Source organism: Aestuariimicrobium soli (assembly GCF_051192575.1).
Lineage (GTDB): Bacteria > Actinomycetota > Actinomycetes > Propionibacteriales > Propionibacteriaceae > Aestuariimicrobium > Aestuariimicrobium soli.
In genome coordinates, this window is record NZ_JBPJSQ010000013.1 from 16,510 (window position 1) to 41,697 (window position 25,188).

Below are 25,188 nucleotides of genomic sequence, written 5' to 3' on the forward strand. Positions count from 1 at the left end.
ACGACGCTGGTGGGGTCAGGCGTGGGCTGCGTCGTGTAGCTCGGCGAGGAACTTCTCGGCGTCGAGGGCTGCCTGGCAGCCGGAGCCGGCCGCGGTGATGGCCTGCCGGTAGGTGTGGTCGACGAGGTCGCCACAGGCGAAGACGCCCGACAGGTTGGTGCGGGTGCTCGGGTGGGCGACCTTCACGTAGCCGGCGTCGTCGAGGTCGACCTGGCCGACGAACAGCTCCGAGCGGGGGTCGTGGCCGATGGCCTCGAACAGACCCTGCACCTCGAGCTGGCGGGTCTCGCCGGTCTGGGTGTCGCGCAGGGTCAGCGACTTCAGGGAGCCCTCGCCCTGCAGGTCGACGATCTCGGAGTTCCAGGCCATGTCGATCTTGGGGTCGTTCGCGACGCGATCGGCCATGATCTTCGAGGCCCGCAGCTCGTCGCGGCGGTGGATGAGCGTCAGGTTCTTGGCGAACCGGGTCAGGAAGGTGGCCTCCTCGGCAGCGGAGTCGCCGCCGCCGACGACCGCGATGTCCTTGTCCTTGAAGAAGAAGCCGTCACAGGTGGCACACCAGCTCACGCCGCGACCCGAGAACGTGTCCTCGGCGGGAATGCCCAGGCGACGGTAGCCCGACCCGGTCGCCAGGATGACCGCGTGGGCCCGGTGCTGGGTGCCCTCGCCGTCGGTGACGAGCTTCACGTCGCCGGTCAGGTCGACCTCGGTGACGTCATCGGTGATGATCTCGGCGCCGAACCGCTCGGCCTGCGAGCGCATGTTCGCCATCAACTCGGGGCCCATGATGCCGTCGGTGAAGCCGGGGAAGTTCTCGACCTCGGTGGTGTTCATCAGGGCGCCACCGGCGTCGGTGGATCCCTCGATTACCAGGGGCTTGAGCTGGGCGCGGGCGGCGTAGACGGCGGCGGTCCAACCGGCGGGTCCGGAGCCGATGATGATCACGTCGCGGATGTCGTCACTCATGGAGATGCTTTCCTTCGTTCAGGGCCCGGCCAGTCTAGTGCTCTGTGGACAACGCCCGACCCCGGCGGGGCATTCCCCGACCCCGGTGGTCGTAGTGTGTGGCCGACGGCGACGAGTGCCCGATGGCGACGTGTAGGGAGTCAGATGACCAGGACAGGCGGACGAGTCACCCTCAAGCAGGTGGCCGAACGTGCGGGTGTCTCGTTGGCCACGGCGTCACGCGCCATCAATGGCTCGGGCACCCGGCAGGTCAACGCCGACCTGGCCGACCGGGTGCTCACGGCGGCCGCCGAGCTCGACTACGTCGCCAACTCGTCGGCCCAGGCGATGGCGCGCGGCCGCACCAATGTTCTCGGGCTGATCATCGGAGACGTCGTCGACCCCTACTTCGCCTCCCTGGCGGCCGGGGTGATCGCCGAGGCGGCGGCATCGTCCTGCCTGGTGAACCTGGCCGTCACCGAGCGGGTCAGCGAGCGGGAGCGGGAGTTCGTCCGGTTGTTCGGTGCGCAGCAGGCCCGGGGGGTGGTGCTCGCGGGGTCGCGGCACACCGACTCGGAGAGCGCTCGCGAGTTGGCCCAGCAGGTGGCGGCGGTCGAGCAGGCGGGGGCCCGGGTGGTGAGCCTGGGGCAGTCGACGCTGGGGGGCGATGCGGTGGTGATCGCCAACGAGCAGGGAGCGAGCGATCTGGCGACCGAGCTGCTCGCCCTGGGGCACCGGCGGTTCGCGGTGCTGGCCGGCCCCGAGCACCTGCTCACCCCCATCGACCGCACCCGGGGCTTCGTCGAGACCGTGATGGCCGCGGGCTGCCCCCGCCCCGAGATCGTGCACGGCGGGTTCAGCCGCGACGGCGGGCTCGAGGCCATGAACGAGTTGCTCGACCGTGGAACCGAGGCAACCTGTGTCTTCGGGGTGGCCGACGCGGTGGCCATCGGGGCCCTGACCGCCTGCCGGGCCCGCGGGGTGCGGGTGCCCGACGACCTGTCGCTGGCGGGCTTCGACGACATCCCCACGCTGCGCGACCTCGACCCGCAGCTCACCACGGTGCGCCTGCCGATGGTCGAGGCCGGACGAGCCGCCGCCGCCCTGGCGCTGCGACCCATGGACGGAAAGCCGCGCACGATCGAGGTGCACGGTGAGGTCGTGGTGCGCGAGAGCACGCGCCGACTCTGAGCTGGCGCCGTCTTTGGGGCTGTTCAATCTCTGTGGCTGGCCGTCTCTGGGGCTCGACCCTGCAAGGTGGGGCGTCCACGCGGGGGTTCTGTAGCTGACAGCTACCGAGGGCCGCCGTGGCTGCCCCAGTTGGCGCCCTGCCGATGGTGTCCATTTCGCCAGCACCTGTTGTGCGTGCCGAGTCCGTGCGGCTACTCTCTGGGTAAGCGCTTTCCCAACGCCGGGAGAGCCACTGTCACCGTCACCCAGGAGTACGCATGGTCACCACGCGCGTCGGCATCATCATGAACGGCGTCACCGGACGCATGGGCTACCGCCAGCACCTCGTCCGCTCGATCCTCGCCATCCGCGAGCAGGGCGGCGTGCAGCTGGTCGACGGCAGCCGACTGATGCCCGACCCGATCCTGGTGGGTCGCAACGCCGACAAGCTCGCCGAGATCGCGGCCCAGCACGGCATCGAGCGCTGGACCACCGACCTGGACGCCGCCCTCGCCGGTGACGACGAAATCTACTTCGACTCCCAGCTGACCAGCGTGCGCGAGGAATCGCTGCTCAAGGCCATCGCCGCGGGCAAGGACATCTACACCGAGAAGCCCATCGCCGAGTCGCTCGAGGCCTCGCTCGGCCTGGCCCGCGCCGCCGCCGACGCCGGCGTCACGGTCGGGGTCGTGCACGACAAGCTCTACCTGCCCGGCCTGCTGAAGCTGCGCCGCCTCGTCGACGGTGGCTTCTTCGGCCGCGTGCTGTCGGTGCGAGGCGAGTTCGGCTACTGGGTCTGGGAGGGTGACTGGCAGACCGCCCAGCGCCCCAGCTGGAACTACCGCGCCGAGGACGGCGGTGGCATCGCCGTCGACATGATGCCCCACTGGAGCTACGTGCTCGAGAACATCTTCGGCAGCCCCATCACCGCCATCACCGCGCGCGTTGCCACGCACATCCCCGAGCGCGTCGACGAGCGGGGGAACGCCTACCCCGCCACCGCGGACGACGCGGCCTACGCCCTGATCGAGCTGGCCAACGGCGTGATCGTCTCGCTCAACTCGTCGTGGGCCGTGCGCGTTCACCGCGACGAACTGGTCGAGTTCCAGGTCGACGGCACCGAGGGATCGGCCGTCGCCGGCCTGCACCAGTGTGTCGTGCAGCACCGCTCGGTCACCCCGAAGCCGGTGTGGAACCCCGACCTGGTCGAGGCCACCCAGTTCCGCGAGCAGTGGTCGGTGGTGCCCGACAACGAGGTCTTCGACAACGGCTTCAAGGCCCAGTGGGAGCAGTTTCTCAAGGCCCGCGCCGGCGAGGGCGAGCACCCCTACGACTTCCTGGCTGGCGCCCGCGGCGTGCGGCTGGCTGAGGCCGCCCTGCAGTCCCACGCCGCGGGCCGCCGCATCGAGCTGGGCGACCTCAGCCTGCAGGACGCTCCGCAGTCGGCCACCCGGCTGGAGCAGGCCTCGTGACCACCACGCTGGGTCTGCCCCGCGCCGACGGAAAGGTCGAGCAGGTCACCCTCGGCGCACCGCGCGCCTGGGCCGCCTCCAGCAGCGGGTTCCGGACGAGGGTCGCGTTCGCCGCCGCCCACGTCGTCGCCGACCCGTTCGGTGACAACACCCCGGGAGCGCCCGCCGTCGTCGACTGGGACTCGACCCTGCGGTTCCGCCACCACCTGTTCTCCCACGGGCTCGGGGTCGCCGAGGCCATGGACACCGCCCAGCGAGGCATGGGCATGAACTGGGCCGCCACCCAGGAACTCGTCCGACGTTCTGCCGCTGAGGCGGCCTCGGCCGGGGCCCGGATCGCGGCGGGGGTCGGCACCGACCAGCTGCCCGCGCAGCTGCCGGGGGCGCCGGCGGCGTCGTTGCAGCAGGTGCGCGCCGCCTACCTCGAGCAGTTGGAGTTCGTCGAGGGCACCGGTGCCCAGGCGATCATCATGGCCTCGCGCCATCTGGCCGCCGCGGCCGGCTCGGCCGACGACTACCTCGAGCTGTACTCCGAGCTGCTCGGTCAGGCCTCGCGGCCGGTGATCCTGCACTGGCTCGGCCCCGCGTTCGACCCGGCCCTGACCGGGTACTGGGGGTCGTCCGACGTCGAGACCGCCACGGCGACCGTCGTGCGGCTGATCGCCGACCACGCCGACCGCATCGACGGCATCAAGGTCTCGCTGCTCGACGCCGACCACGAGCGCGGGCTGCGGGCCCAGCTGCCGCTCGCCAGTGACGGCCAGCCGGTGAGGCTGTACACGGGTGACGACTTCAACTACCCCGAGCTCATCAAGGGTGAGGGCACGTTCGGGCAGACCGAGCAGAGTCAGCACTCCGACGCCCTGCTGGGCATCTTCGCGGCCATCGCCCCCGCCGCGGCGACCGCCCTGGCCGCGCTCGACACCGGCGACGAGGCCGCCTACGACGAGGCATTCGCCGCGACCGTGCCGCTGTCGCGCCACATCTTCGGCACCCCGACCTACCACTACAAGGTGGGCATCGCCTTCCTCAGTTGGCTGTCGGGGCACCAGGACTCGTTCACGATGGTGGGCGGCCTGCAGTCGGCCCGCAGCCTGCCGCACTTGGCGACGACGCTGGAGTTGGCGGCCGCGGCCGGGCTGGTGCCCGATCTCGACCTGGCCAGCTCCCGGTTCCGTGCGCTCGCGGCGGTGCAGGGCATTGAGCTGTGAGCACCATGCTGGAGCGGCTCTCGCTCAACCAGAAGACCACCAACGCGCTCGGGCTGCCCGAGGCGATCGAGCTGTGCACCCGTCAGGGGCTGTCGTCCATCGGGGTGTGGCGCGAGCCGCTCGCCGAGATCGGCGTTGACCGCGCCCGTCGGCTGCTGGACGACGCAGGTCTGCGCGTCTCGTCCCTGTGCCGCGGCGGCTTCCTGACCGCCAAGGGGGCGGACGAGCGCGAGCGGGCCCACCTCGACAACGTGGCGGCCATCAACGAGGCCTCCGCGATCGGCGCCCCGACCCTGGTGATGGTGGTGGGTGGCCTGCCGGCCGGCTCGCGCGACCTCATCGGTGCCCGGGAGCGCATGGCCGAGGGCATCGCCCGACTGGCACCGATCGCGGGTGACCACGGGGTCACGTTGGGGCTGGAGCCCATGAACCCGATCTTCTGTTCCGACCGCGGGGTGCTCTCGACATTGGGCCAGGCGCTCGACCTCGCCGAGCAGTTCCCCGTCGAGCAGGTGGGGGTCGTCGTCGACAGCTACCACGTGTGGTGGGATCCGCAGCTGGCCGAGCAGGTCGCCCGCGCCGGCGAGCGGATCGTCAGCTTCCAGGTGTGCGACTGGGTGGTGCCGCTGGCGGACGACGCGCTGCTCAGCCGGGGCATGATGGGCGACGGCGTCTGCGACTTCCGCTCCCACTGGGGTCTGGTCGAGGCTGCGGGCTATGTCGGCGACATCGAGGTCGAGATCTTCCATGCTGGCATCTGGGCCAGTGACCCCGACGAGGTGGTCGCGACGATGAAGCAGCGCTACCTCGACCTGGTCGTGAACTGAGACGATGCCCGGCTCCTCGAGGGGAGCCGGGCATCGCCGCGGGTGGATCGTCCGATCAGCTGCTGATCAGCGGCCGATCGGAAGGGTGCCGATCAGAAGGTGCCGGCGTCGATCATCCTGGTGCGCTCGGCCTGCAGCTTCACGTCCTTGTCGTAGGTCTTGTAGAAGACGAACCACAGCAGGGCGTTGAGCACGTAGGGAACCGAGACGCCGACCAGCAGGGTGAGCTGCAGGTCACCGATCACGTCGGCCACCTTGCCGACCACCAGGCTGTAGACGGTGGTCAGGGCGCCCTGGATGAGCGAGAACAGCAGCGCGAAGCTGGTGGCCGAGAGCTGGCGCGGGGCGACCGACGAGACCATCGGCAGCACACAACCTGAGAAGCCGATCGAGAAGATCAGGCCCATCAGGAAGACCATCACGAAGTACATGACGCTCGGGGTGTTGTTCGAGGTCACGTCCTTGGCCAGGGGGGCGACGTCGGAGTCCCACCACTTGGCGAAGTACATGGTCAGCGCGACGATCGTGCCGAAGGCGACGGCGTACAGCTGGAAGAGGATGATGCGTCCCTTGTGCCCGAACTTGCGGGTGAACAGGTCGGCCAGGAAGCCGCCCAGCAGGGCCGAGATGGTCGAACCGATGGTGAAGACCGTCATCAGGTACGCGCCGTACTTCACGCCGTAACCGAGGTTGCGGGCCCAGACGACGTTCATGAAGCCGAACAGCACCAACGAGGTGACCAGCGGCAGCATGCAGGCCATCGCCACCAGGGTCGGGATCTTGAACAGCTTGGGCACGTCCGACATCTTGAAGACGCCGGCCTCCTCTCGCAGTTCGGCGATCTCGGCGGCCGAGACCTTCTTCGGCTCATGGACGAAGATCAGGATGAGGATGCCCGAGAGCACCGAGAGGCCACCCATGGCGTACATGGCGTAGCGCCAGCCGCTGGGGTTGTCACCGAACTGCCCGAGGATCGGGGTGATGACAATGCCCAGGGCGGACGACGTGGAGCGCACGAGGCCGAAGGCTCGTCCGCGCTCGGAGGCCTTGTACATCGAGCCGAGCAGGCCGTTGAGGATGGGCTCGCCGGCCACGGTGCCGATCAGGGCGACCGCGTAGATCGCCAGCAGCTGGTTCCACGACTGCGCGAAACCGGTGGCGACGGTCCACAGGCCCCACAGGCCGGTGACGATGAACAGCACCTTCTTGCGGCCGAACCGGTCGGCGGCGATCGCCCACAGGGGGCCGAAGGCCATGCGGGCGGCCGAGGCCAGGGCGTTGAGCACGCCGAGCTCGGTGGTGCCCACGTTGAAGGCGGTCATGATCTGCGGGAAGAAGGTCTTCGACACTCCACCTTCGGAGTTGTCGATCGACTGCGAGATGCCGAGCGTGACGGTCGCGGCGGTGCGTCCCTTGGGCGGCACGAAGTCGGCGTCGGGGTCGACGTTCTCGCCCTCACGGACGAGACGGGCGCCCTCTTCGCCATAGGTGATGAGGTCGCCGTCGGGCGCCTCGACCAGGCCGGGCTGGTTGTTCCCGTGGTTCGTGGGGTGGGTCATGATTCTCCTCTGTCTCCTCAGCGGAAGTACTCGCATCAGCTTGAACCCGAGTGCTTGTCGAGTCATGACCTGTGCCACTTGTTGCCGGGCCCGTGCCAAGTGTTGCCATGGCGCACCGACTGGCGCGGCTTTCATCACGGTTCGATAACGTCGAGGTCATCACCCGTGACCAGAGCCCCACCCGAGGAGGGCGCACCCCATGAATCGAGCTGCCGTCACCGACGCCGACTGGTATCGGCAGGCGGTGATCCACCGGCTCGACCCGTGCACCCTTGCCGAGGGGCATGCCGGCGGAACCGTTGATCCGGCAGGCATCGCCTCGCGGGTCGACCATCTGGTGGCACTGGGCATGGACGCCGTCTGGTTGTCGCCGCTGCACCTCGAGGCACCCACCCCCGGCGAGGACCTCGATCGTCTGGTCGACACGCTGCACACCAATGGCATCCGGGTGGTCGTCGATGTGGAGGCCCCCGAGGCGGAGGCGAGGCAGGCCCGGTTCCGGGAGGCGTTGGCGCCCGGTCGCGGATCGTTCGGCCCGCCCGTCGAGCAGACGTTCAACGGCGACCTGGTCGAGGCACCCTTCGAGGCCGACGTGTGGCGCCGGATGATCAGCGACACCCTCGATCAGGCGGGCCAGTCGGGATCGTCCGCGGCGTGGGCGCTCTCGAGCCACGGCCCCGAGCGCCCTGGCACGCGCCCCTCGCCGGACGACGACCCGGCGCGGGATCTGCTCCGGGCCCGAGCGAAGACGGCCCTGCTTTTGGCGCTCCCGGGTTCGGCGCACGTGTACCAGGGTGAGGAGCTGGGCCTCGGAGAGGCGGACGACCCGGCCCCCGGTTCGTGCTCGGCGCTGGCGTTCCACGTGGAGGCGGTCAACCTGCGGCACGAGCTGCAGGGCAACGAGGAACTCGTGTTCAAGGAGTCGGCCCCGGGGGTGATCCACGTCGCCCGACCGGGTGGGTGGGAGTGCCTCACCAATGTCTCCGAGCCGGCGGTCGAGCTGCCCGAGGCGCAGGTGGTGCTGGCATCGGGGCCTCTCGACGGCAACCGGCTGCCGCCGGAGACGACGGTGTGGCTACGGGTGGCGCCAAAGTTCTGAACCTGCCCTGGGATACCTTGCGGTGCCATGGGAACGGGTCGACGAGCCCTGCTCGTGCTGCTGGTGCCGCTGCTGCTGGCCCTGACATCGTGCGTGCGCATGCAGGCGAACTACCGGATCGTCTCCGGCGACCGGATCGAGGTGATCGCCAGCGTCGGCGTGGAGAAGTCGGTGGCCGAGCAGGGGGACAAGCCGGTCACCAAGGAACAACTCTGTGAGGGCAACGACACCGCCGGTGCCCCGGACACCACCGACCTTCATGACCTGACCAAGGAGCCGTACGACGACGGCGCCTACCTCGGGTGCCGGATCACCGGCTGGGGGACGCTGGCGGAGCTGGGCGACGTGATCACCCTGCACGACGGCGTGTGGACCTTCCACATGGCCAGTCCGGAGACCAAGAACGCCGAGGAGGCCGACCAGGCCGCCAAGCTGATCTCGGACTTCCGGGTGTCGGTGGCGTTCCCGGACGAGGTCTTGACCCACTCCGGCTCATCGACGGTCGAGAACCGCACCGTCACCTGGGCCGATGCCCACGACCTCTACTCCGGCGATGGTCTCACCGCCACGGGCAAGGAGAAGTCGGCCGTCAACCCCTGGCTGGTGCAGACGGGGCTGCTGTTGGTTCTGCTGGTCGTGGCGACCGCCCTGGTGATTCGCCAGCAGCGGCGGCAGAAGGCCAAAGCGGCACGGGAACAGGCCGCCTTTGCCTACGAGCAGGCGCCGGTCGCCCCCCTCGCACCGGACGGTGGCATGCCCGTCGGGCAGCCGCACCCGCCCAGCCCGCCGCCCCCCGCGCCCGCCCAGAGCCCGTGGGAGCGGGTTCCCGAGCAGCCGCCGCGACCGGACGACGATCCGTCGGACTGGACCCCGGCCCAACCCGGCGATCGGGCCGACAACCCATGGATTGCCGACGACACCCCGAAGGAGGGTGACGGCAACCAGGCCCGCGGCCCGGCAGACTGAGGCCGGTGCAGACGATCCTGGTGAGTGCGGCCCTGGCCATCATCGGCTCCCTGGTGGGAACCCGGCTGGCCGTCACCTGGTTCGCGCGACTGGGGTTCGGCCAGCCCATCCGGGTGGACGGCCCGACCACCCACCAGATCAAGCGGGGCACCCCCACCATGGGCGGCATCGTGGTGGTGCTGGCCACGGTGGTCGCCTACCTGATCGCCACGTTCGCGACGGGTGCTCGTCCGAGTGCCAGCGGGTGGTTGATGCTGCTGTTGCTGGTCGGGTGCGGCGTGGTGGGCTTTCTCGACGACTTCATCAAGGTCTACACCCAGGACAACCGCGGCCTCTCCGCCCGGAAGAAGATCGTGGGCCAGGCGGCGGTGGCGCTGGGCTTCGGGGTGCTGGCCACCCTCTTCTTCACCGACGAGCACGGGGTCCGTCCCGCCTCGCGGCACCTGTCGACGACCCGCGACTGGGGCTGGGAACTGCCGCTGCTGGTCGTGCTGCTGCTGATCTGGTTCATCGTCACCGCCACCTCGAATGCCACCAACATTCTCGACGGCGCCGACGGCATGCTGGCGGGCAGCGCGGCGCTGGTGTTCGGCGCCTACGCCGTGGTCAACCTGTGGCAGTTCCAGCAGAAGTGCGGGTCGCTGCGCTCGGGACTGGTGGTCGACAAGTGCTACGCGGTGCGCGACCCGCTCGATCTGGCGATCTTCTCGGCCACGGCGGCCGCGGCGTGCCTGGGATTCCTGTGGTGGAACGCGAAGCCGGCGCGCATCATCATGGGCGACGTCGGGTCGCTCGCCCTGGGAGGTGCGCTGGCGGGGGTGGCGATCATGTCGCGCACCGAACTGCTGATGGTGGTGATCGCAGGCGTGTTCGTCTTCGACATCATGACGGTGATCCTGCAGACCAGCTGGTTCAAGCTGACCCGCCGACTCACCGGCGTGGGCAAGCGCATCTTCCCGATCACCCCGATCCACCATCACTTCGAGGACCGCTGGGGTGAGGCCGCCCTGGTGATCCGCTTCTGGATCATCGCCGGCTCGTGCGTGATGGCCGGGCTGGCCCTGTTCTACGCCGACTGGTTGGCCCGCTGAGGTCGCCCGCACACTCTCATCAACCCGCGGACGCTCGGCAAACGCTGCAACCCGCATGAAGTTTCCTCCGAGTCGCACCCTTGGGGGAGAGTTTGCGGATGGGAGAGCGCCGAGCCGGAGAGGGACGGGGGGAGGGCAGCGGCGAGGACAGGGAGGTCGGGGCCGAGGGCCTTCTCAGAGGCAGCCGCAGGACTGCCGCAGCCGGATCGTGCTGGGCAGGCTGACCATCGGCTGGGCGTCGGAACGCTGGGTGATCCGCTCGTGCAGCCGCACCGAGACGGCTCGTCCGAGGTCGATGATCGGTTGGGCGACCGTCGTCAGCCCCGGGACGATGTAGCGCGAGGCCATGGTGTCGTCCCAGCCGGTGACGACGATGTCGCTCGGGCAGCGGACGCCGTGCTGCGCCAGCGACTGGATGAGGGCCAGGGCGAGCTCGTCGTTGGCGCAGATCAGGGCGTCGATGTCGTCCAACTGTTCAAGGATGTCGAGGGTGACACTGCGCCCAGCCTCTTCGGTCAACCACACCGCGAACGGGCCGTGCGGGTCTTGCATGCCGGCCTCGCTGATGGCCTGCAGGTAGCCGGCGTAGCGGCGCGAGATGTCGCGGCTGCCGGTGTGGTCGCCGACGAAGCGGAGGCGCGTGCGACCGTGCGCGATCACGTGGTGCACGAGCTCGACCATCGGCTCCATGTTCTCGGTGGTGAAGGCGTCACAGCCCTCGAGTTGGCCTCGTGCCACCAGGACCACCGGAATCTTGCCGGCCACCTTCGCGACCACCTCGTCGGCGACGGTGCCGGTGGTGATCACCATGCCGTCGACCTTGGTGGCGAGGTCGAGCACGCGGGTGGCGGGGTCTTCGACGTGGTCGGTCGACAGCACGGTCACGGTCTGTCCGAACTCGTCGCTGGTCGACTCGAAGCCGATCGACAGATCGCTGAAGTAGGTGCCGGCGAACGAGGGCATCACCAGCGCGTGGGTCTCGAGCTTGAGGCCGACGGCTCGTCCGGTGCGCAGGTTGACGTACCCCAGTTCGGTGACCGCGTCGAGCACCTTCTGGCGGGTCTCGGGGGTCACCGGCACGGTGCCCTGGAGCACCCTGGACACGGTCGCGATCGACACGCCGGCGCGCTGGGCCACCGTGTAGACGGTGACGGGGGAGTGCGCGGGCGGTGTCGACATGTGCCCAGCATAGGGACGGCCAACACCGGTCGAGACCCCTCCTCAGCCGGCGGCCTCCGCGAACGGGTTCGGGATCGCCTCCAGCAGCGTGCGGGTGTACTCGTCCGACGGGTTGCGAATCACGTCGATCGCCTTGCCCTTCTCGACCACCTGACCACCGTTGAGCACGATCACCTCATCGGCCAACATGCGCGCCGACAGCAGGTCGTGGGTGATGTAGAGAATGCCCACGTCGGAGTCCTGCACCAGCTTGTGCAGCAGCTCCAGGATCTCGGCGCGGATCGACACGTCGAGGCTCGAGATCGGCTCGTCGGCGATCACCAGCTCGGGGTTGGCCGCCAGCGCCCGCGCGATCACCACGCGCTGCCGCTGACCACCCGACAACTCGTACCCGTAGCGCCCCCGGTAGCGTCCCGGCGGGGTGAGCGCCACCCGCTCGAGCAGCGAGTCGATCTCGGTCTTCAGCTCGGCACCCTGCAGCTTGCGATGGTTCTTCAACGGACGAGACAGGATGTACTGCAGCGTCTTGTTGGGGTTCAGCGACGAGTACGGGTCCTGGAAAACCATCTGCACCAGCTTGCGGTACCGGCGCAGCCCCGACCCCGACAGCTTCGAGACCTCGATGGGTCCCTCGGAGGAGTGGAAGACGATCTCGCCCTCGGTGGGCTTCTCGACACCGGTGATCAACTTGGCCAGCGTCGACTTGCCCGATCCCGACTGGCCCACCAGCGCGGTGACCATGCCGCGACGCAGCTCGAAGCTGGCATCGCTGACCGCCGTCACCTCGTGCGTCGAGAACCCGACGCGGCTGGTGTAGACCTTCGAGACGTTCTTGACCTCGAGGAAGACGTCGCTCGCCAGGGCCTCGTCGGTCTCCTCCACCGTCTTCACGAACTCCGGGCCGGCGAACGTGCGGGTGCGCGGCGGCAGCCCCGGCGTGTCGGGTGCGCTCTCCTGCAACTGCGTCACATGACAGGCCGCCCGCGGGGCGGGCGCCCGTCCGATCTGCAACAGTTCGGGCTCGTCGGTGAGGCACAGGTCGATGCGCTCGGGGCAGCGGGGCGCGAACCGGCAGCCCACCAGTGCCTTGGTGAGATCCGGCGGACGACCCGGCACGTAGGTGATGCGCACCGTCTCGTCGCGGGGGTCGCCGTACGAGCCCAGCAGACCCTTCGTGTAGGGGTGGAGCGGGTTCTTCAGCAGATCGCCGGTCTCGTGCTCCTCGACGATCTTGCCGGCGTACATCACCAGAATGCGGTCGGAGAGATCCATCACGGTGCCGATGTCGTGGCTGATGAACAGCACGGCGAACTTCTGCTCGCGCTGCAGCTTGCGAATGTTCTCCAGGATCGACCGCTGCACCACCACGTCGAGACCGGTGGTCGGCTCGTCCAACAGCACGAACTTCGGGTCGTTGACCAGCGCCAACGCCAGGTTGACGCGCTGCTTCATGCCGCCCGAGAGCTCGTGCGGGTAGGCGCGGATGTACTTGTGGTCAATCATCACCAGGTCGAACAGTTCCCGGATGCGGTCGACGACCGCGTCGCCGCGCAGGGAGCTGTGCAGCTCGATGGCGTCGCGGAACTGCGGCTCGATGCGCACCACCGGGTTGAGCGCGTTCATCGAGCTCTGGAACACCGTCGAGATGTCGCGCCACCGGTAGGGACGAAGCTGTTCCGGCGACATGGTGGTGATGTCCATGCCGTCGAAGCGCACCGATCCGCCGGCGATCCGGCCGGGTCGTTCGGTGAGCCGCAGCACGGCATTGGCCAGCGTCGACTTGCCCGACCCTGACTCCCCGATCAGGCCGACGAACTCGCCCTCCTCGATCGAGAAGCTGACCCCGTCGACGGCGTTGAGGGGGGCGTGCAGTTTGGGGGTGTACCGGACGATCAGGTCGTCCACCTCGAGCATGGCCATGTCAGGCGTCCTCTCGCAGATGCGGATTCGAGATCAGGTCGATGCCGAAGTTGACCAGCGTCAGCGCGAAGATCAACCCGCTGAGCACCAGACCGGGCACGAGCAGCCAGATCCACAGGCCCTGGGCGAGAGCGCCCTGCAGTTGGGCCTGGTAGAGCATGGTGCCCCACGAGATCGACTCGGTGTTGCCCAGGCCGAGGAACGACAGGCCGGCCTCGGCGCCGATGGCCCCGTTGGCGGCGCCGAAGAAGCCGGCGGCCACCAGTGAGGTCATCTGCGGCAGGATCTCGCGGAAGACGATCGTGCCCGTGCCGTCGCCGGCGAACTTGGCGGCGGTCACCCAGTCGCGGTTGCGCAGGGTGATGATCTGGGCGCGCTTGGCGCGGGCGGCACCGGCCCAGCTGATGATGCCGATGATGAAGATGGTGAACCAGATGCTGCGCACCTCGGAATAGGCCATCAACGTGATGATCAGAGGCAACACCGGCACCACCAAGGCCACGTTGGTGACGAACGACAGCACGTCGTCGACCCAGGTGCCCTCGAGGTAGCCCGAGATCAGGCCGATCACCAGGGCGATGGCCGTCGCGAACAGGCCGCCGAACAGGCCGACCACCAACGACACCCGGGTGCCGTAGATCAGCTGGCTGAAGATGTCGGCGCCCTGGGTGGTGGTGCCCATCCAGTGGGCCCCGCTGGGCGGTTCGACGGGGTTGAAGGTGGTGTCGGCGGCGTCGTAGGGGGCGAGCAGCGGTGCGAACAGCGCCACCAAGATGTAGACCGCCAGGATGATGATGCCGACGCGTGCCTTCTTGGACGACCAGATCACCTGGTACCAGGTGGGGCCCGAGGTCTCGGTGTCGTCGGCGAGGGCGAGGTCGGCCTCGGCGGTCTGCTCGAGCAGTGAGGTGGCGGAATCCGCCGTGGGCTGGGTGGGGCTGGTCATGCGCTGGCCTTTCGAGCGCGGGGATCGAGGATGCCGTAGGTGAGGTCGGCGATCAGGTTGGCGACCAGGGTCGCGGTGATCGTCAACAACAGCAGCGCCTGCAGCAGGGGATAGTCCTTGGCCGTCGCGGCCTGGCCCATCAGTCGGCCCATGCCTGGGTAGTCGAAGGTCTGCTCGACGAGGATCTGGCCACCCAGAATGCCGCCGACGGCCATGGCCAGGCCGGTGATCGACGGCAGCAGCGCGTTGCGAGCCGCGTACCGGATGGCGATCTGGTTGTCGGGCACGCCCTTCGCGCGGGCGAGCCTGATGTAGTCCTCACCGAGGTTCATGATCATGGTGCCGCGCATCTGCATGATCCAGCCGATGGGGCCGAGGATCAGCAGCACGACCGCCGGCAGCACCGAGTGGGTGACGGCCTCCTTGACGAACGCCCAGTTGGGCCCGGGCGTCGACTCGTCGTAGCCGCCCGAGGTGGGGAACCAGCCGAGGATGTAGCCGAAGACGAACAGCAGCAGCAGCGCCAGCCAGAACGACTGCAGCGTTCCCAGGAAGGTCGACCCCAGGGTGGTGAACGAGTCGAACAGGGAGTTGCGCTTCCAGGCGGCGAAGGCGCCCAGCACGGTGCCCAGCAGGAAGCTGATCACCAGCGTCACCCCGACCAGGATCAACGTCCATGGCAGGGCCTTGGAGATCACCTCGGTGGCCGGGGTCGGGAAGTAGGTGTACGAGACCCCGAAGTCGCCGCGCAGCAGCTGCTTGAGGTAGGCGAGGTATTGCTGGAACAGGTTGCCGTCGGGGGCCCCGAGCATGGCGCGCATGGCTGCCACCTTGGCCGGGTCGAGCTCGGCATCCTTGCCGGCCAACTTCTTGACCATCATCTCGGCCGGGTCACCCGGTTGCAGGCGAGGGATCAGGAAGTTGAGGGTGACAGCCGCCCACAGGGTGAGGAAGAAGTAGCCCAAGCGGCGAAGGAAGTAGCGCACCAGCGCCCCCTTTCACGTGGTTCACGCCCGCGTCGGTGCGGGAGTGGGATGGGCGGCCGGTCGTCCGTTCGGGAAACCGTCACGGACGACCGACCGCCCCGCGCATCACTTCGCGCTCTTGAGGTGGGTCATGATCAACAGCATGTCGCTGTTGGTCGCGTAGGGGTCCTGCTCCGAGGGCCAACCCACGGCCTTGTCGGTGCGGTAGATCATGCGGGCCGGTGCGTAGAACAGCGGCGTCACCGGGTACTGGGTCATCATGATGTCGACCAGCTCACCCACGAGCTTCTTCTGCTCGGCGGGATCGGTGGCACCCGACAACTGCTTGACGATCTCGTCGGTCTTGGGATCGTTCCAGCGCTCGACGTTGGAGAAGACGGTGGTCTTCGTCGGGATCTGGTCACTGGCCAGCTTCGAGCCCAGGTTGCGGGCCACCTCGCAGGCACCGTTGAGGTACTCCAGCATCATGTCGAAGTCGCCCTGCTTCTTCTTCAGGTCGACCGCGTCGGGCGGGGAGGTCACCACCTTGGCGTTGAGCTTCATCTCCTTCAGGTCGCGGACGATGACGTCTGCCGCGGCCTGGTAGTCGATCCAGCCGGCCTGCACCGAGAACTCGATGGCGAGCGGCTTGCCATCCTTGTTGGTACGGAAGCCGTCACTGCCGACCTTGTAGCCGGCGGCGTCGAGCATCTCGTTGGCCTTGGCCTTGTCGTAGGCGAGCACCGTCTCCTTGCCCTTGAGGGCATCGGGCATCAGGTTCTCGGCGTAGGGCAGCTTCAGGCCGGTCTGGCTGGCCGGCTTCATCACCGAGTAGGTGGCCTTGGCCGACATCTGGTCCTTGTCGAGGCCCTGCGAGTAGGCCTCGCGGAACTTGGCGTCGTTGAACGGCGCCTTCTCGATGTTGGGGGTCAGCACCGTCGAACCCGCCGGCGCGTACCAGAAGTGGTTCAGGTTGGGGTTCTTGTCCTGGAAGGACACCTTGGGGTTGGGGATCTCGCCCCAGTAGGCGTCGAGCTGGCCGGCGGTCAGCTTCAGCGCGGCGTTGGTGGCGTCGTAGTTGCCCTCCAGCACCAGGTTCTTCACCTTGACCTTGTCGGCCTGCCAGTAGTCGTCGCGGCGCTCGAGCACCAGCTTTCGTCCGTTGTAGGACTTGACCGCGAACGGGCCGGTGCCCACGGGCTTCTTCTCGACGTACTTGCTGGGGTCGCCGACCTTCTCCCAGACGTGCTTGGGGATGATCTTGGTGGTGATCAGCGAGTCGAACTTGGCCGCGGCGTTGCCCGAGAACTTGATGGTGACGGTGTTGCCCTCGGCGGTGACGGTGTCGGCGTGGGCGCCGAAGGTGTCGTTCCACAGGCCGATGTCGTCGATGGCCGGGTACTGCTTGCGCAGGTTGAGGGAGAAGGCGACATCGTCGGCCGTCAGCGGCTGCCCGTCGGACCACTTCACTCCTTCACGGATGGTGAAGTGGATCTGGGAGGCGGAGTCCCACTTGTACTCGGTGGCCAGCCAGGGCACGACCTCGCAGTTCACCGAGCTGCGGATCATCAGCGGCTCGTAGAAGTAGTTCTTCGAGGTGGTGTTGGGCGCCCAAGGGTTGTAGTTCTCGATGCCCGCGACGTTGTCGGCCACCTCGGCGGGCAGCGTGAGCGTCTCGATCATCTTGTCGGTGCCGGCGGAGTTCACCGGTCCGGTCGTGTTGCCGGGGTCGTTCTGCGTCGTCTTGACCTGGCCCGAGCACCCCGCGACAGCGAGGCTCGTCGTGACCATGACCGACAACGCAGCTAGAACTGACCGTGACTTCATTGTGGGTCTCCTAGGTGGTCGGTGTGGTCAGCTAAGCATGAACCGAGCCCCTTCGACAGGGTGCGAGAAGATGAATGCGGCTTTCACCCGTGGCATGAAAGAACTTTCATGAAAGGTCACGTTTTGTGATCGAAGCATCGGGATTGTTTCCTTGACTTTCATGCCAGAAGCGCTTGCGACAAGGGACGATGGTGGGTAGACAACAGAAGGTGACTACCAAGACACGCGGCAAGGAAGCCGCCGAGACCGCGTCGGCCGAGGCTGTGTTGCAGAGCGCTGACATGAGGGCAGCATTCACCAGCTCGGGTGGTTTGCGTCGATTCGACGTGGCCGGCCTGAGCCTCGTGCAACAACCCGCGTCGGAGCTGGAATCGGGGCTGGCCGGCCTGTGGTTGCAGCAGGGCGAGGAGTGCGTGCCCCTGCTGGGCGCGGGGTCGTCCGGCGTGCTGCACACCACCGACGGACACCCCTGGGTCGGGGGCACGGCAGGGTTCACCGGCACCGGCGATGGTGTGCACTCCGGTGTGCACGCGCGTGTGCACTATCGGGTCGACCTCGACTTCGCGCCCGACGTGCTGGCGTGGGTCTGGCGGGTGCACCTGAGCCCGGACGAGACGCAGGGCGGGCCCGCGGCCCCGATGCAGGTGCGACTGGTGCACACCCAGGATGTGGGCCTGGCCCCCTACGGTGCCGTGCGCACGAACGAGTACTACGTCAGCCAGTACCTCGACCTCACGCCGGTCGAGCTGCCCGAGCACGGCATCGCGCTCGCGGTGCGTCAGAACATGCCCGGTGCCACCGCGCCGTGGGCGATGATCGGCTCGCTGGGCGTCGGTGAACAGTGGTCGACGGACGCCCGCCAGCTCACCCGCACCGTCGACGGACGGGCGCGCCTCGTCCCGGGGGAGGGGTTGCCCTCGAGCCGGCTGCAGGGTGAGCACACCCTCGTCGGGATCGCGTCGGCCCCGCTCGAGCTGGTTCCGGGATCGGTGACCACCGGCGGATTCTTCGGAGTGCTGGTGCCCGACCACCAGGCGGCGACCAGCCCCGCCGACCGGTCATTGGCCGATGCGGCCTTCCTGTTCGCGGAGTCCCTGCCCGCGCCGGCGAGCCTGGGCGGCGACCACGCGACGATCGTGGCCGGCAGTGTCTTTGACCGGGGGGTGCTGGTCGGCGACGACCTTGCTCCCGAGGCGGTCGAGCGCCTGTTCGGGGCGGAGCGCTCGCTGGTCGAGACCGGCCCCGACGGCGACCTCTGGTCGTTCACCATCGGCCGCGGCGCCGAGGCCGAGACCGTCACCCTGGCCGCCAAGGAGCGTGCCGTGCTGCGCCCCCACGGGCACATGCTGCGCACCGGCAGCGCGGTCGCCCCCGACACCGACCTGCTCACCTCGACCATCTGGATGGCGGGAGTCTTCGCCTCCCAGGTCTCGCAGGGGCACGTCAACCGCGGGGTGGCGATCTCGGCGCGGCGCACCTATCTGGGGTTGATGCAGGCCCACGGGCTGAGGATCTTCGTCGACCGGGGCCGGTCCGAAGGCGAGGGGGACGGGCTCCAGCTGCTGGGCGAGCCGAGCGCGTGGGCCCTTCGTCCCGACCGCGCCCGCTGGCTCTACGTGACCGGCGAGGGCACCATCGAGGTGACCGCCACCGCTCCCACCGACCGCAACGACCTGCTGTTCTCGGTGCGCTCCACCGGCGGACGAGTGGCCCGGGTGCTCGTCGCCGCCCACGTGGCGCTCGGGGACGACCTCGGCCAGACCCCCGCCGCCCTCGACCTGGAGGTCGACGGCAACCGCGCCTCCGTGGCCCTCGCCGATGAGCCCGACCGCGGACGCCTCACGACCCAGTGGCAGGTGGTGTCGGGTGATGCCCCCACCTTCGGTGGCGACGAGCTGCTGTTCGACGACGGCGCCGGCCGCGGTGAGCCCTGGTTCGTGGCCGACCTCGCCGACGTCGAGGAGTTCACGTTCTCGCTCACCCTCGACGTGGTGCCCGAGGAACTGGCCGAACGGGCCGAGCACACGCTGCCCGAGCTGTGGCAGACCATCTCGGCACGCCTGGGGCTGTCGTTGGACGAGGCATCCGGTGACGCGGGCGATGGTGACCCGGGCGATGATGATGCGGGCGGCGGCCACAGCGAGGTCGAGGTGCTCGACGGCACCCTGCGCTGGTTCGCCCACAACGCGCTGATCCACCACCTCAGCCCGCGCGGGCTCGAGCAGTTCTCCGGCGGTGGCTGGGGCACCCGCGACGTCAGTCAGGGGCCCGTCGGTCTGTTGACCGCGTTGGCGGCGGACGACGCGCAGCGCGCCACCCTGCTCGAACTGTTCCGCGCGCAGAACGAGCGTGGTGACTGGCCGCAGGCCTTCGACTTCCTGCCCCCGTCGGGGCGGTGGGCCCAGTTCGAGAGCCACGGCGACGTGGTCTTCTGGCCGGTGCTGGCCGCGGGGGAGTACCTGCAGCTGACCGGCGACGCCGGCTTCCTCGACGAGGGCGTCGCGTTCTCGGGGGAGTCCGGGCCCACGGACGATCGTCCGATGGTCGACCACCTGCGGCAGGCGGTGGCCTACATCGTGGCCGCGATGGTGCCCGGATCACCGTTGCCCGCCTACGGGCACGGCGACTGGAACGACTCGCTGCAGCCGGCCGACCCTGCCCTCGCGCACCAGATGGCCTCGACCTGGACGGCCACCCTGCAGGTGCACGCCCTGCGGCAGCTGGCCGGCGGCCTGCGTGCCGTGGGCCGCGAGCCCGAGCTGGCCGAGCGCGCGGCGGGCATCGCCGACGACACCGAGGCGGCCCTGCACGAGGTGCTGCTGGTCGACGGTGAGCTGGCTGGCTACGGCGTCTTCGGCCCCGAGGGGCACACCCCCGGCGGCGAGGTCGAACTGCTGGTGCACCCCCGCGACACCCGCACCGGGCTCACGCACGGGGTGCTGCCGTGGATCCATGCCATCTCGGCGCAGCAGCTCGACCGCGAGCAGGCCAACCACCACCTCGACCTGATTGCCGAGCATCTGCTGGGTCCCGACGGGGCCCGCCTGTTCGATCGTCCGGCCCAGTATCGCGGGGGGCCCATGGAGGTCTTCCAGCGGGCCGAGGGAGCCACCTTCTGGGGGCGTGAGATCGGGCTGATGTACACCCACGCTCACCTGCGCTACGCCGAGGCGCTCGCCGCCGTCGGACGAGCCGAGGAGTGCTGGCGGGCCATGTTGCTGGTCTGCCCGACCCTGCTCACCAGCCGGCTGCCGCAGGCTCGTCCGCGGCAGACGACCTGCTACTACTCGAGCTCCGACGCCGTCTTCGCCGACCGCTACGAGGCCGAGGAACGCTACCCCGCGCTGATGGCCGGCGAGGTCGACCTCGAGGGCGGCTGGCGCATCTACTCCTCGGGGCCGGGGCTGTTCCTGCGGCTGGTCACCGAGACCCTGCTGGGCGTCACTCGGCGCGCCGACCGGGTCGAACTCGACCCCGTGCTGCCGCCGTGGGTGGACGGCCTGACCGCCCGTGTGCCGGTGCCCGACGGGCACGTCACCGTCACCTACCGGGTGTCCGGCAGCGGGGCTGGCGTGCGCTCGGTGTCGGTCGACGGCCGGGCGATCGAGGGTGAACCGCTGGCCAACCTGTATCGCGCTCCCGGGGTGTCGATCGATGCCTCGTTGGTCACCGACGGGGCCCACCTCGAGATCGAGGTCGGCGCATGACCTCGGTCGAGGTCAGCGGACGTCAACTGCTCATCGACGGCCACCCGCGGGTGGTGGTGGCGGGTGAGATCCACTACTTCCGGGTTCCCCGTGACGAGTGGGAGCAGCGCCTCGACCTGCTGGTCGAGGCCGGCTGCAACACGGTGGCCAGCTACATTCCGTGGCTGGTGCACGAGCTCGCCGACGGATCGATCGACGTCGCCGGCGACAGCGACCCGCAGCTCGACCTGGGGGCGTTCATCGACCTGTGCGCCGAGCGGGGGCTGTGGTTCATCGCGCGCCCCGGTCCCTTCCAGATGGCCGAGCTGAAGAACGAGGGGCTGCCCTACCGCGTCTACCGCGAGCACCCCGAGATCGTGCCCGTGGGGTGGGACGGTGAGCCCTGCCCGAGTGCGACCGTCGACTACCTGGCGCCGGCCTTCCTGACCGAGACCAGGCGGTGGTACGAGGCGGTGATGCCGGTGCTGGTCGAGCGCCTGGCGACGGCCGGTGGCCCCGGCGCCGGTGGACCCGTCATCGCCGTGCAGCTCGACAACGAGATCGGCATGCTCGCCTGGGTCACCAACAGCCCCGACCTCACCGATCACCTGCTCGACGACCTGCGCTCTTGGGTGAAGGCCAAGCACGGTGACCGGGTGGGCGAGCTCTACCCGGCCACGTCGGACGCCGACGCGTGGGCCAGGGCCGTCCGTTCCCCCGACGAGGCGTGGGCGGGTCAGCTGCGAGTCGACCTCACCGAGTTCATGCGCGGACGATTCGCCCGCTACGTCGATGCCCTGCGCTCGATGGCCGAGCAGCTGGGGGTGCGCGGGGTGCCCTTCCTGATCAACATCCACGGCACCTCGGGCGGCTCGGGTGAACCCTTCCCGATCGGCATCTCGCAGCTGGTCGAGACCTACGGGCGTCGTCCGGGCTACCTGTCGGGATCCGACCACTACGTGGGCGACCTGACGCTCAACACCACCCCCGACCTGTACGTGATCAACGCCTTCCAGGCGGCCGTCCACGACGCCGACCAGCCGATCACCTCGCTGGAGTTCGAGGCGGGCACCGGAGACTACGGCGGCGGCATCGACCAGCAGTACGACCCGCACACGGTCGAGCTGAAGACGCGGCTGTTCCTCGCCCAGGGCAACCGGATGATCAACTACTACCTTCTCGCGGGCGGGTTCAATCCCCCGCTGCACGCGCCCGTGGACGACGGCAACGACCGGATCGCCTTCACCGGCGCACGGCACGGCTTCGCCGCTCCGATCACACCCGAGGGCGAACGGGGGCCGACGTTCGCGCCGACCGCGCGGGCGGCCGCCACGGCCCGGGTGCTGGAGCCATGGCTGGCCACCTCGTCCGAGGAACTGGACGATCTGTCGCTCGCGTTCGTGCTCGACTCCTACGCCACGGAGTACGCCCACCCGTCGTCGGCGGTGATGCAACGCGTGACCGACGACCTGCGGCGGTGGCGCGGTGCCGGGCCGCGGCGGGCGCTGGCGCGGCCGGCGATGATGCGCGGGCAGCGCTTCGACGCCGTCGACGTGCAGCACGACCGGGCCCGCGAGGTCGACGGACGGCCCGTGACGGTGATGTGCGCCGTCTCCCAGCATCTGTCGGAGGCGACGCAGCGGTGGCTGGTCGACCACTGCGAGCGCGGTGGCTCGTTGCTGCTGGTCGGACGAGTGCCCGAGTTCGACCTGGCCGGGCGCGAGTGCCGGGTGCTGGCTGACGCCCTGGGCGTGGTGCCGGGTGAGCCGGTCAGCGACGGCCCGCACACCTACCCGAGCGTGGTCTCGCACGGCTGGGCCGCACCGGAGGCCGAGGTGCGCGTCGGGTGGGCCCAGCCGCTGCAGGTGATCCGCGGTGAGGTGCTGCTCACCCTCGCCGGGAGCGGGCCCGAGCGCTGCTGTGGGCTCGACGTCGAGCTCGGTCGCGGGCGGGTGGTGCTGTTCACCGCCGAGTTGCCGGGGCTGCCGTCCTGGTTCGGACGAGCCCTCGACCGCCTCGGAGTGTCGCGGGGGCTGCGGCTGTCGTCTGAGTTCCCCGGGCTGTTCGGCACCACGACGGTCTCCGAGCCCGGCGAGTCGCGGCTGCTGCACCTGTGGAACATCTCCGGCTACGAGATGACCGGCGAGGCGCTGGTCGACGGCGAGCCGGTGGTGGGCGAGGGGCTCAGGCTGATGCCCTACACCGGCTGGATGCTGCCGCTGGGGCTGGAGCTGTCGCCCGTCAGTGCCCCGGGGGTGCGGCTGTGGGCCAACGCCGAGCTGGTCGGCCACACGTCGGGGCCGGACGGGTTGACGCTCGAGTTCGGTGCGCCGCTGACCTCGGCGACCCATCCCGGTCTGTGGGTGCGCGTCGAGGGGGCGCCGGTGACCGTCGACGAGGACCGGTGCCGGGCCGTCATCGCCGGCTGACGGGCTCAGAGGCTCGACGATCATCGGTCGAGGACTGATACCGGCGCCACGGTCATCGGCACGCGGGCCCGGTCATGACACACTGCTCGGGTGTCTGGGCAGTCGATCACCGCAGTCGACCATCGCCCCGCGCGGCGCGGACTCTGGTGGGCCCTCGGCCCGGCCTTCGTGGCCGCCATCGCCTACGTCGACCCCGGCAACGTCGCCGCGAACCTGACCGCCGGAGCGACCCACGGGCACCTGCTGCTGTGGGTGCTCGTCGCCGCCAATCTGATGGCGGTGCTGGTGCAGTACTTGTCGGCGAAACTCGGCCTGGTCACCGGTGACACCCTGCCGGGCCTGATCGGGTCGCGGCTGCGCCGCCCGGGTCGCCTGGCCTTCTGGGGTCAGGCCGAACTGGTGGCGGCCGCCACCGATCTGGCCGAGGTGGTGGGTGGGGCGATCGCCCTGCGGATTCTGTTCGGTCTGCCGCTGGTGGTCGGTGGGGTGATCGTCGGGGCCGTCTCGATGGGGCTCTTGCTGGTGCAGTCGCGCGGACAGCGGCGCTTCGAATACGTGGTGGCGGCCCTGCTGGCCGTCATCGGGCTCGGGTTCGTGGCTGGGCTGTTCGTCACCGACGTCGACTGGCGATCGGCCGGGGCGGGGCTGGTGCCGCGGTTCGACGGGTCCGAGTCGGTGCTGCTCGCCGCCAGCATGCTCGGTGCCACCGTGATGCCGCACGCGATCTACCTGCACTCGGGGCTCACCCGCGACCACTTCGTGCGGGACGGATTCACCCAGCCCACCGGGGACGAGGTTCCCCGCCTGCTGCGCGCGACCCGCATCGACGTGGTGGCGGCGCTCGTCGTGGCGGGCAGCATCAACCTGGCCATGCTGGTGCTGGCCGCCAACAGCCTGCAGGGCGTCAGCGGCACCGACACCATCGAGGGAGCTCACGCCGCCATCGCGGCATCCCTCGGACCGGCCGTGGCGTTGCTGTTCGGCATTGGTCTGCTGGCCTCGGGGCTGGCCTCGACCTCCGTCGGCTCCTACGCCGGGGCGACCATCATGGCGGGACTGCTACGCGTGCGGGTGCCGCTGGTGTGGCGTCGGCTGGTCACGCTGCTGCCGGCCTTGGCCGTGTTGGCCTCGGGCTTCGACCCCACCCGGGCGCTGGTGCTCAGTCAGGTGGTGCTGAGCCTCGGGATTCCGTTCGCCCTCGTGCCGCTGGTGCGCCTCACCGGAGATCGGGCGTTGATGGGCGCGCACGCCAACGCTCGTCCGACCACGGTGCTCGCCTGGGTGGTGACGGCGGCGATCGTCGGGTTGAACCTCGCGTTGCTCGGGCTCACCCTGCTCGAGTTCACCCGGGCGGGCTGAGCGCGCGGCGCACGTCGGCGCGGTGGGCGTGGATGGTCAGCCAGAGCAGTGAACCCACGCTGACCACGCCGATGAGCACGTGCAGCATGAGGCTCGAACTGGCGTCCCACAGGGTGTGCAGCACGATCGCCGCGAGGTGGACAAGCACCAGGCGCAGCACCGGCCAGACGCGGCTGCGCCCGTCTGCCTTCGCCTCGGCCACCGCCCACAGGGCGGCGCAGATCGCGCCCGTCCAGGCGACGTGGCCGGCCGGCACGAGGATGCCCCGCAGGATCAGGGTTGAGTCGAGGGCCGCCAACCCACCCGGCTGACCCGAGGAGTTCTTCTCGAGCAGCGCGTTGAACCCGTAACCCATGGTCTCGAGCACCGCGAATCCCGTGGCGGCGGCGATGCCGACGACGACCCCACCCGCCCCGGGTGCGGACGATGCCCACGGCGGCGAGCAGTACGAGCGGCACCACCAGCTTGGCCGATTCCTCGATCAGACCCACGAGCAGGATGGACGCCTGGCCGAGGAGTGAGCCGGCGATGGATTCG

The 25,188-nt window shown here is 69.3% G+C and carries 19 protein-coding genes; 11 read left to right on the top strand and 8 right to left on the bottom strand.

The annotated features are described in order from the left end of the window. Positions 1 to 15: 15 nt before the first annotated feature. A complete protein-coding gene (gene trxB / locus ACSDQ9_RS13890; RefSeq protein ID WP_435147977.1) occupies positions 16 to 966 on the bottom strand; it encodes a thioredoxin-disulfide reductase in 951 nt (316 codons plus the stop codon). Positions 967 to 1,110: 144 nt separating this feature from the next. On the opposite strand from trxB, the gene ACSDQ9_RS13895 reads away from it, so the two are divergent. The 4 genes from ACSDQ9_RS13895 to ACSDQ9_RS13910 all read left to right on the top strand — a co-directional run bounded on the left by ACSDQ9_RS13895 (position 1,111) and on the right by ACSDQ9_RS13910 (position 5,625). Next, positions 1,111 to 2,136, top strand: a complete 1,026-nt coding sequence (locus ACSDQ9_RS13895; RefSeq protein WP_435147978.1) for a LacI family DNA-binding transcriptional regulator — start codon at positions 1,111 to 1,113, stop codon at positions 2,134 to 2,136. 257 nt (positions 2,137 to 2,393) lie between these two features. After that, positions 2,394 to 3,587 carry a Gfo/Idh/MocA family protein gene (locus ACSDQ9_RS13900; protein WP_435147979.1) on the top strand — a complete coding sequence of 398 codons (1,194 nt, stop codon included), beginning with the start codon at positions 2,394 to 2,396 and terminating at the stop codon, positions 3,585 to 3,587. Continuing rightward, on the top strand, positions 3,584 to 4,798 hold the full coding sequence (locus ACSDQ9_RS13905) for a DUF993 family protein (protein WP_435147980.1): 1,215 nt from the start codon (positions 3,584 to 3,586) through the stop codon (positions 4,796 to 4,798). The genes ACSDQ9_RS13900 and ACSDQ9_RS13905 overlap by 4 nt, the downstream gene beginning before the upstream one ends. Positions 4,799 to 4,803: 5 nt before the next feature. After that, positions 4,804 to 5,625: a sugar phosphate isomerase/epimerase family protein gene (locus ACSDQ9_RS13910; protein WP_435148024.1), complete on the top strand. Its 822-nt coding sequence runs from the start codon at positions 4,804 to 4,806 to the stop codon at positions 5,623 to 5,625. A gap of 92 nt (positions 5,626 to 5,717) precedes the next feature. Here the strand turns inward: ACSDQ9_RS13910 and ACSDQ9_RS13915 are convergent, their stop codons facing one another. Continuing rightward, entirely contained in the window at positions 5,718 to 7,184 is a 1,467-nt protein-coding gene (locus ACSDQ9_RS13915) for an MFS transporter (RefSeq protein ID WP_435147981.1), read from the bottom strand. A 199-nt stretch (positions 7,185 to 7,383) separates the two neighbouring features. On the opposite strand from ACSDQ9_RS13915, the gene ACSDQ9_RS13920 reads away from it, so the two are divergent. From ACSDQ9_RS13920 to mraY, 3 genes are read left to right on the top strand one after another with little or no spacing between them, the layout of a single operon-like run. After that, the gene (locus ACSDQ9_RS13920; protein ID WP_435147982.1) at positions 7,384 to 8,283 is read left to right on the top strand and encodes an alpha-amylase family protein; all 900 of its coding nucleotides are present in this window, start codon (positions 7,384 to 7,386) and stop codon (positions 8,281 to 8,283) included. A 27-nt stretch (positions 8,284 to 8,310) separates the two neighbouring features. Continuing rightward, positions 8,311 to 9,249 (top strand): LppM family (lipo)protein, encoded by a 939-nt coding sequence (locus ACSDQ9_RS13925; protein WP_435147983.1) that lies wholly within the window; start codon positions 8,311 to 8,313, stop codon positions 9,247 to 9,249. A gap of 5 nt (positions 9,250 to 9,254) precedes the next feature. Next, entirely contained in the window at positions 9,255 to 10,340 is a 1,086-nt protein-coding gene (gene mraY / locus ACSDQ9_RS13930) for a phospho-N-acetylmuramoyl-pentapeptide-transferase (RefSeq protein WP_435147984.1), read from the top strand. Positions 10,341 to 10,514: 174 nt separating this feature from the next. On the opposite strand, the gene ACSDQ9_RS13935 is transcribed toward mraY, so the two are convergent. The 5 genes from ACSDQ9_RS13935 to ACSDQ9_RS13955 all read right to left on the bottom strand — a co-directional run bounded on the left by ACSDQ9_RS13935 (position 10,515) and on the right by ACSDQ9_RS13955 (position 17,141). Beyond that, positions 10,515 to 11,519, bottom strand: a complete 1,005-nt coding sequence (locus ACSDQ9_RS13935) for a LacI family DNA-binding transcriptional regulator (RefSeq protein ID WP_435147985.1) — start codon at positions 11,517 to 11,519, stop codon at positions 10,515 to 10,517. A 42-nt stretch (positions 11,520 to 11,561) separates the two neighbouring features. Further along, positions 11,562 to 13,439 carry an ABC transporter ATP-binding protein gene (locus ACSDQ9_RS13940; RefSeq protein WP_435147986.1) on the bottom strand — a complete coding sequence of 626 codons (1,878 nt, stop codon included), beginning with the start codon at positions 13,437 to 13,439 and terminating at the stop codon, positions 11,562 to 11,564. A gap of 1 nt (position 13,440) precedes the next feature. Continuing rightward, entirely contained in the window at positions 13,441 to 14,385 is a 945-nt protein-coding gene (locus ACSDQ9_RS13945; protein WP_435147987.1) for an ABC transporter permease, read from the bottom strand. Further along, positions 14,382 to 15,371: an ABC transporter permease gene (locus ACSDQ9_RS13950; protein ID WP_435147988.1), complete on the bottom strand. Its 990-nt coding sequence runs from the start codon at positions 15,369 to 15,371 to the stop codon at positions 14,382 to 14,384. Before ACSDQ9_RS13950 ends, ACSDQ9_RS13945 begins: the two co-directional genes overlap by 4 nt. 105 nt (positions 15,372 to 15,476) lie before the next feature. Then, a complete protein-coding gene (locus tag ACSDQ9_RS13955) occupies positions 15,477 to 17,141 on the bottom strand; it encodes an ABC transporter substrate-binding protein (protein WP_435147989.1) in 1,665 nt (554 codons plus the stop codon). A gap of 245 nt (positions 17,142 to 17,386) precedes the next feature. Between ACSDQ9_RS13955 and ACSDQ9_RS13960 the strand changes: the two genes are divergently transcribed. From ACSDQ9_RS13960 to ACSDQ9_RS13970, 3 genes are all read left to right on the top strand, one after another. After that, a complete protein-coding gene (locus ACSDQ9_RS13960; protein WP_435147990.1) occupies positions 17,387 to 20,884 on the top strand; it encodes a hypothetical protein in 3,498 nt (1,165 codons plus the stop codon). Continuing rightward, positions 20,881 to 23,292, top strand: coding sequence for a beta-galactosidase (locus tag ACSDQ9_RS13965; RefSeq protein ID WP_435147991.1), 2,412 nt, complete (start codon positions 20,881 to 20,883; stop codon positions 23,290 to 23,292). The genes ACSDQ9_RS13960 and ACSDQ9_RS13965 overlap by 4 nt, the downstream gene beginning before the upstream one ends. A 105-nt stretch (positions 23,293 to 23,397) precedes the next feature. Then, positions 23,398 to 24,651: an Nramp family divalent metal transporter gene (locus ACSDQ9_RS13970; protein WP_435148025.1), complete on the top strand. Its 1,254-nt coding sequence runs from the start codon at positions 23,398 to 23,400 to the stop codon at positions 24,649 to 24,651. Here the strand turns inward: ACSDQ9_RS13970 and ACSDQ9_RS13975 are convergent. Next, entirely contained in the window at positions 24,635 to 25,018 is a 384-nt protein-coding gene (locus ACSDQ9_RS13975; RefSeq protein WP_435147992.1) for a PrsW family glutamic-type intramembrane protease, read from the bottom strand. The two genes, ACSDQ9_RS13970 and ACSDQ9_RS13975, sit on opposite strands and share 17 nt — an antisense overlap. Between ACSDQ9_RS13975 and ACSDQ9_RS13980 the strand changes: the two genes are divergently transcribed. After that, entirely contained in the window at positions 25,005 to 25,172 is a 168-nt protein-coding gene (locus ACSDQ9_RS13980; RefSeq protein ID WP_435147993.1) for a hypothetical protein, read from the top strand. The genes ACSDQ9_RS13975 and ACSDQ9_RS13980 overlap by 14 nt on opposite strands. The last annotated feature ends 16 nt before the right edge of the window (positions 25,173 to 25,188 follow it).

Excerpts from the sequence above, each read along its gene's own strand:
- trxB (WP_435147977.1), bottom strand. The coding sequence starts at position 966 with ATGAGTGACGACATCCGCGACGTGATCATCATCGGCTCCGGACCCGCC.
- ACSDQ9_RS13895 (WP_435147978.1), top strand. The coding sequence starts at position 1,111 with ATGACCAGGACAGGCGGACGAGTCACCCTCAAGCAGGTGGCCGAACGT.
- ACSDQ9_RS13900 (WP_435147979.1), top strand. The coding sequence starts at position 2,394 with ATGGTCACCACGCGCGTCGGCATCATCATGAACGGCGTCACCGGACGC.
- ACSDQ9_RS13910 (WP_435148024.1), top strand. The coding sequence starts at position 4,804 with ATGCTGGAGCGGCTCTCGCTCAACCAGAAGACCACCAACGCGCTCGGG.
- ACSDQ9_RS13915 (WP_435147981.1), bottom strand. The coding sequence starts at position 7,184 with ATGACCCACCCCACGAACCACGGGAACAACCAGCCCGGCCTGGTCGAG.
- ACSDQ9_RS13920 (WP_435147982.1), top strand. The coding sequence starts at position 7,384 with ATGAATCGAGCTGCCGTCACCGACGCCGACTGGTATCGGCAGGCGGTG.
- ACSDQ9_RS13925 (WP_435147983.1), top strand. The coding sequence starts at position 8,311 with ATGGGAACGGGTCGACGAGCCCTGCTCGTGCTGCTGGTGCCGCTGCTG.
- ACSDQ9_RS13935 (WP_435147985.1), bottom strand. The coding sequence starts at position 11,519 with ATGTCGACACCGCCCGCGCACTCCCCCGTCACCGTCTACACGGTGGCC.
- ACSDQ9_RS13940 (WP_435147986.1), bottom strand. The coding sequence starts at position 13,439 with ATGGCCATGCTCGAGGTGGACGACCTGATCGTCCGGTACACCCCCAAA.
- ACSDQ9_RS13945 (WP_435147987.1), bottom strand. The coding sequence starts at position 14,385 with ATGACCAGCCCCACCCAGCCCACGGCGGATTCCGCCACCTCACTGCTC.
- ACSDQ9_RS13955 (WP_435147989.1), bottom strand. The coding sequence starts at position 17,141 with ATGGTCACGACGAGCCTCGCTGTCGCGGGGTGCTCGGGCCAGGTCAAG.
- ACSDQ9_RS13965 (WP_435147991.1), top strand. The coding sequence starts at position 20,881 with ATGACCTCGGTCGAGGTCAGCGGACGTCAACTGCTCATCGACGGCCAC.
- ACSDQ9_RS13980 (WP_435147993.1), top strand. The coding sequence starts at position 25,005 with ATGGTCTCGAGCACCGCGAATCCCGTGGCGGCGGCGATGCCGACGACG.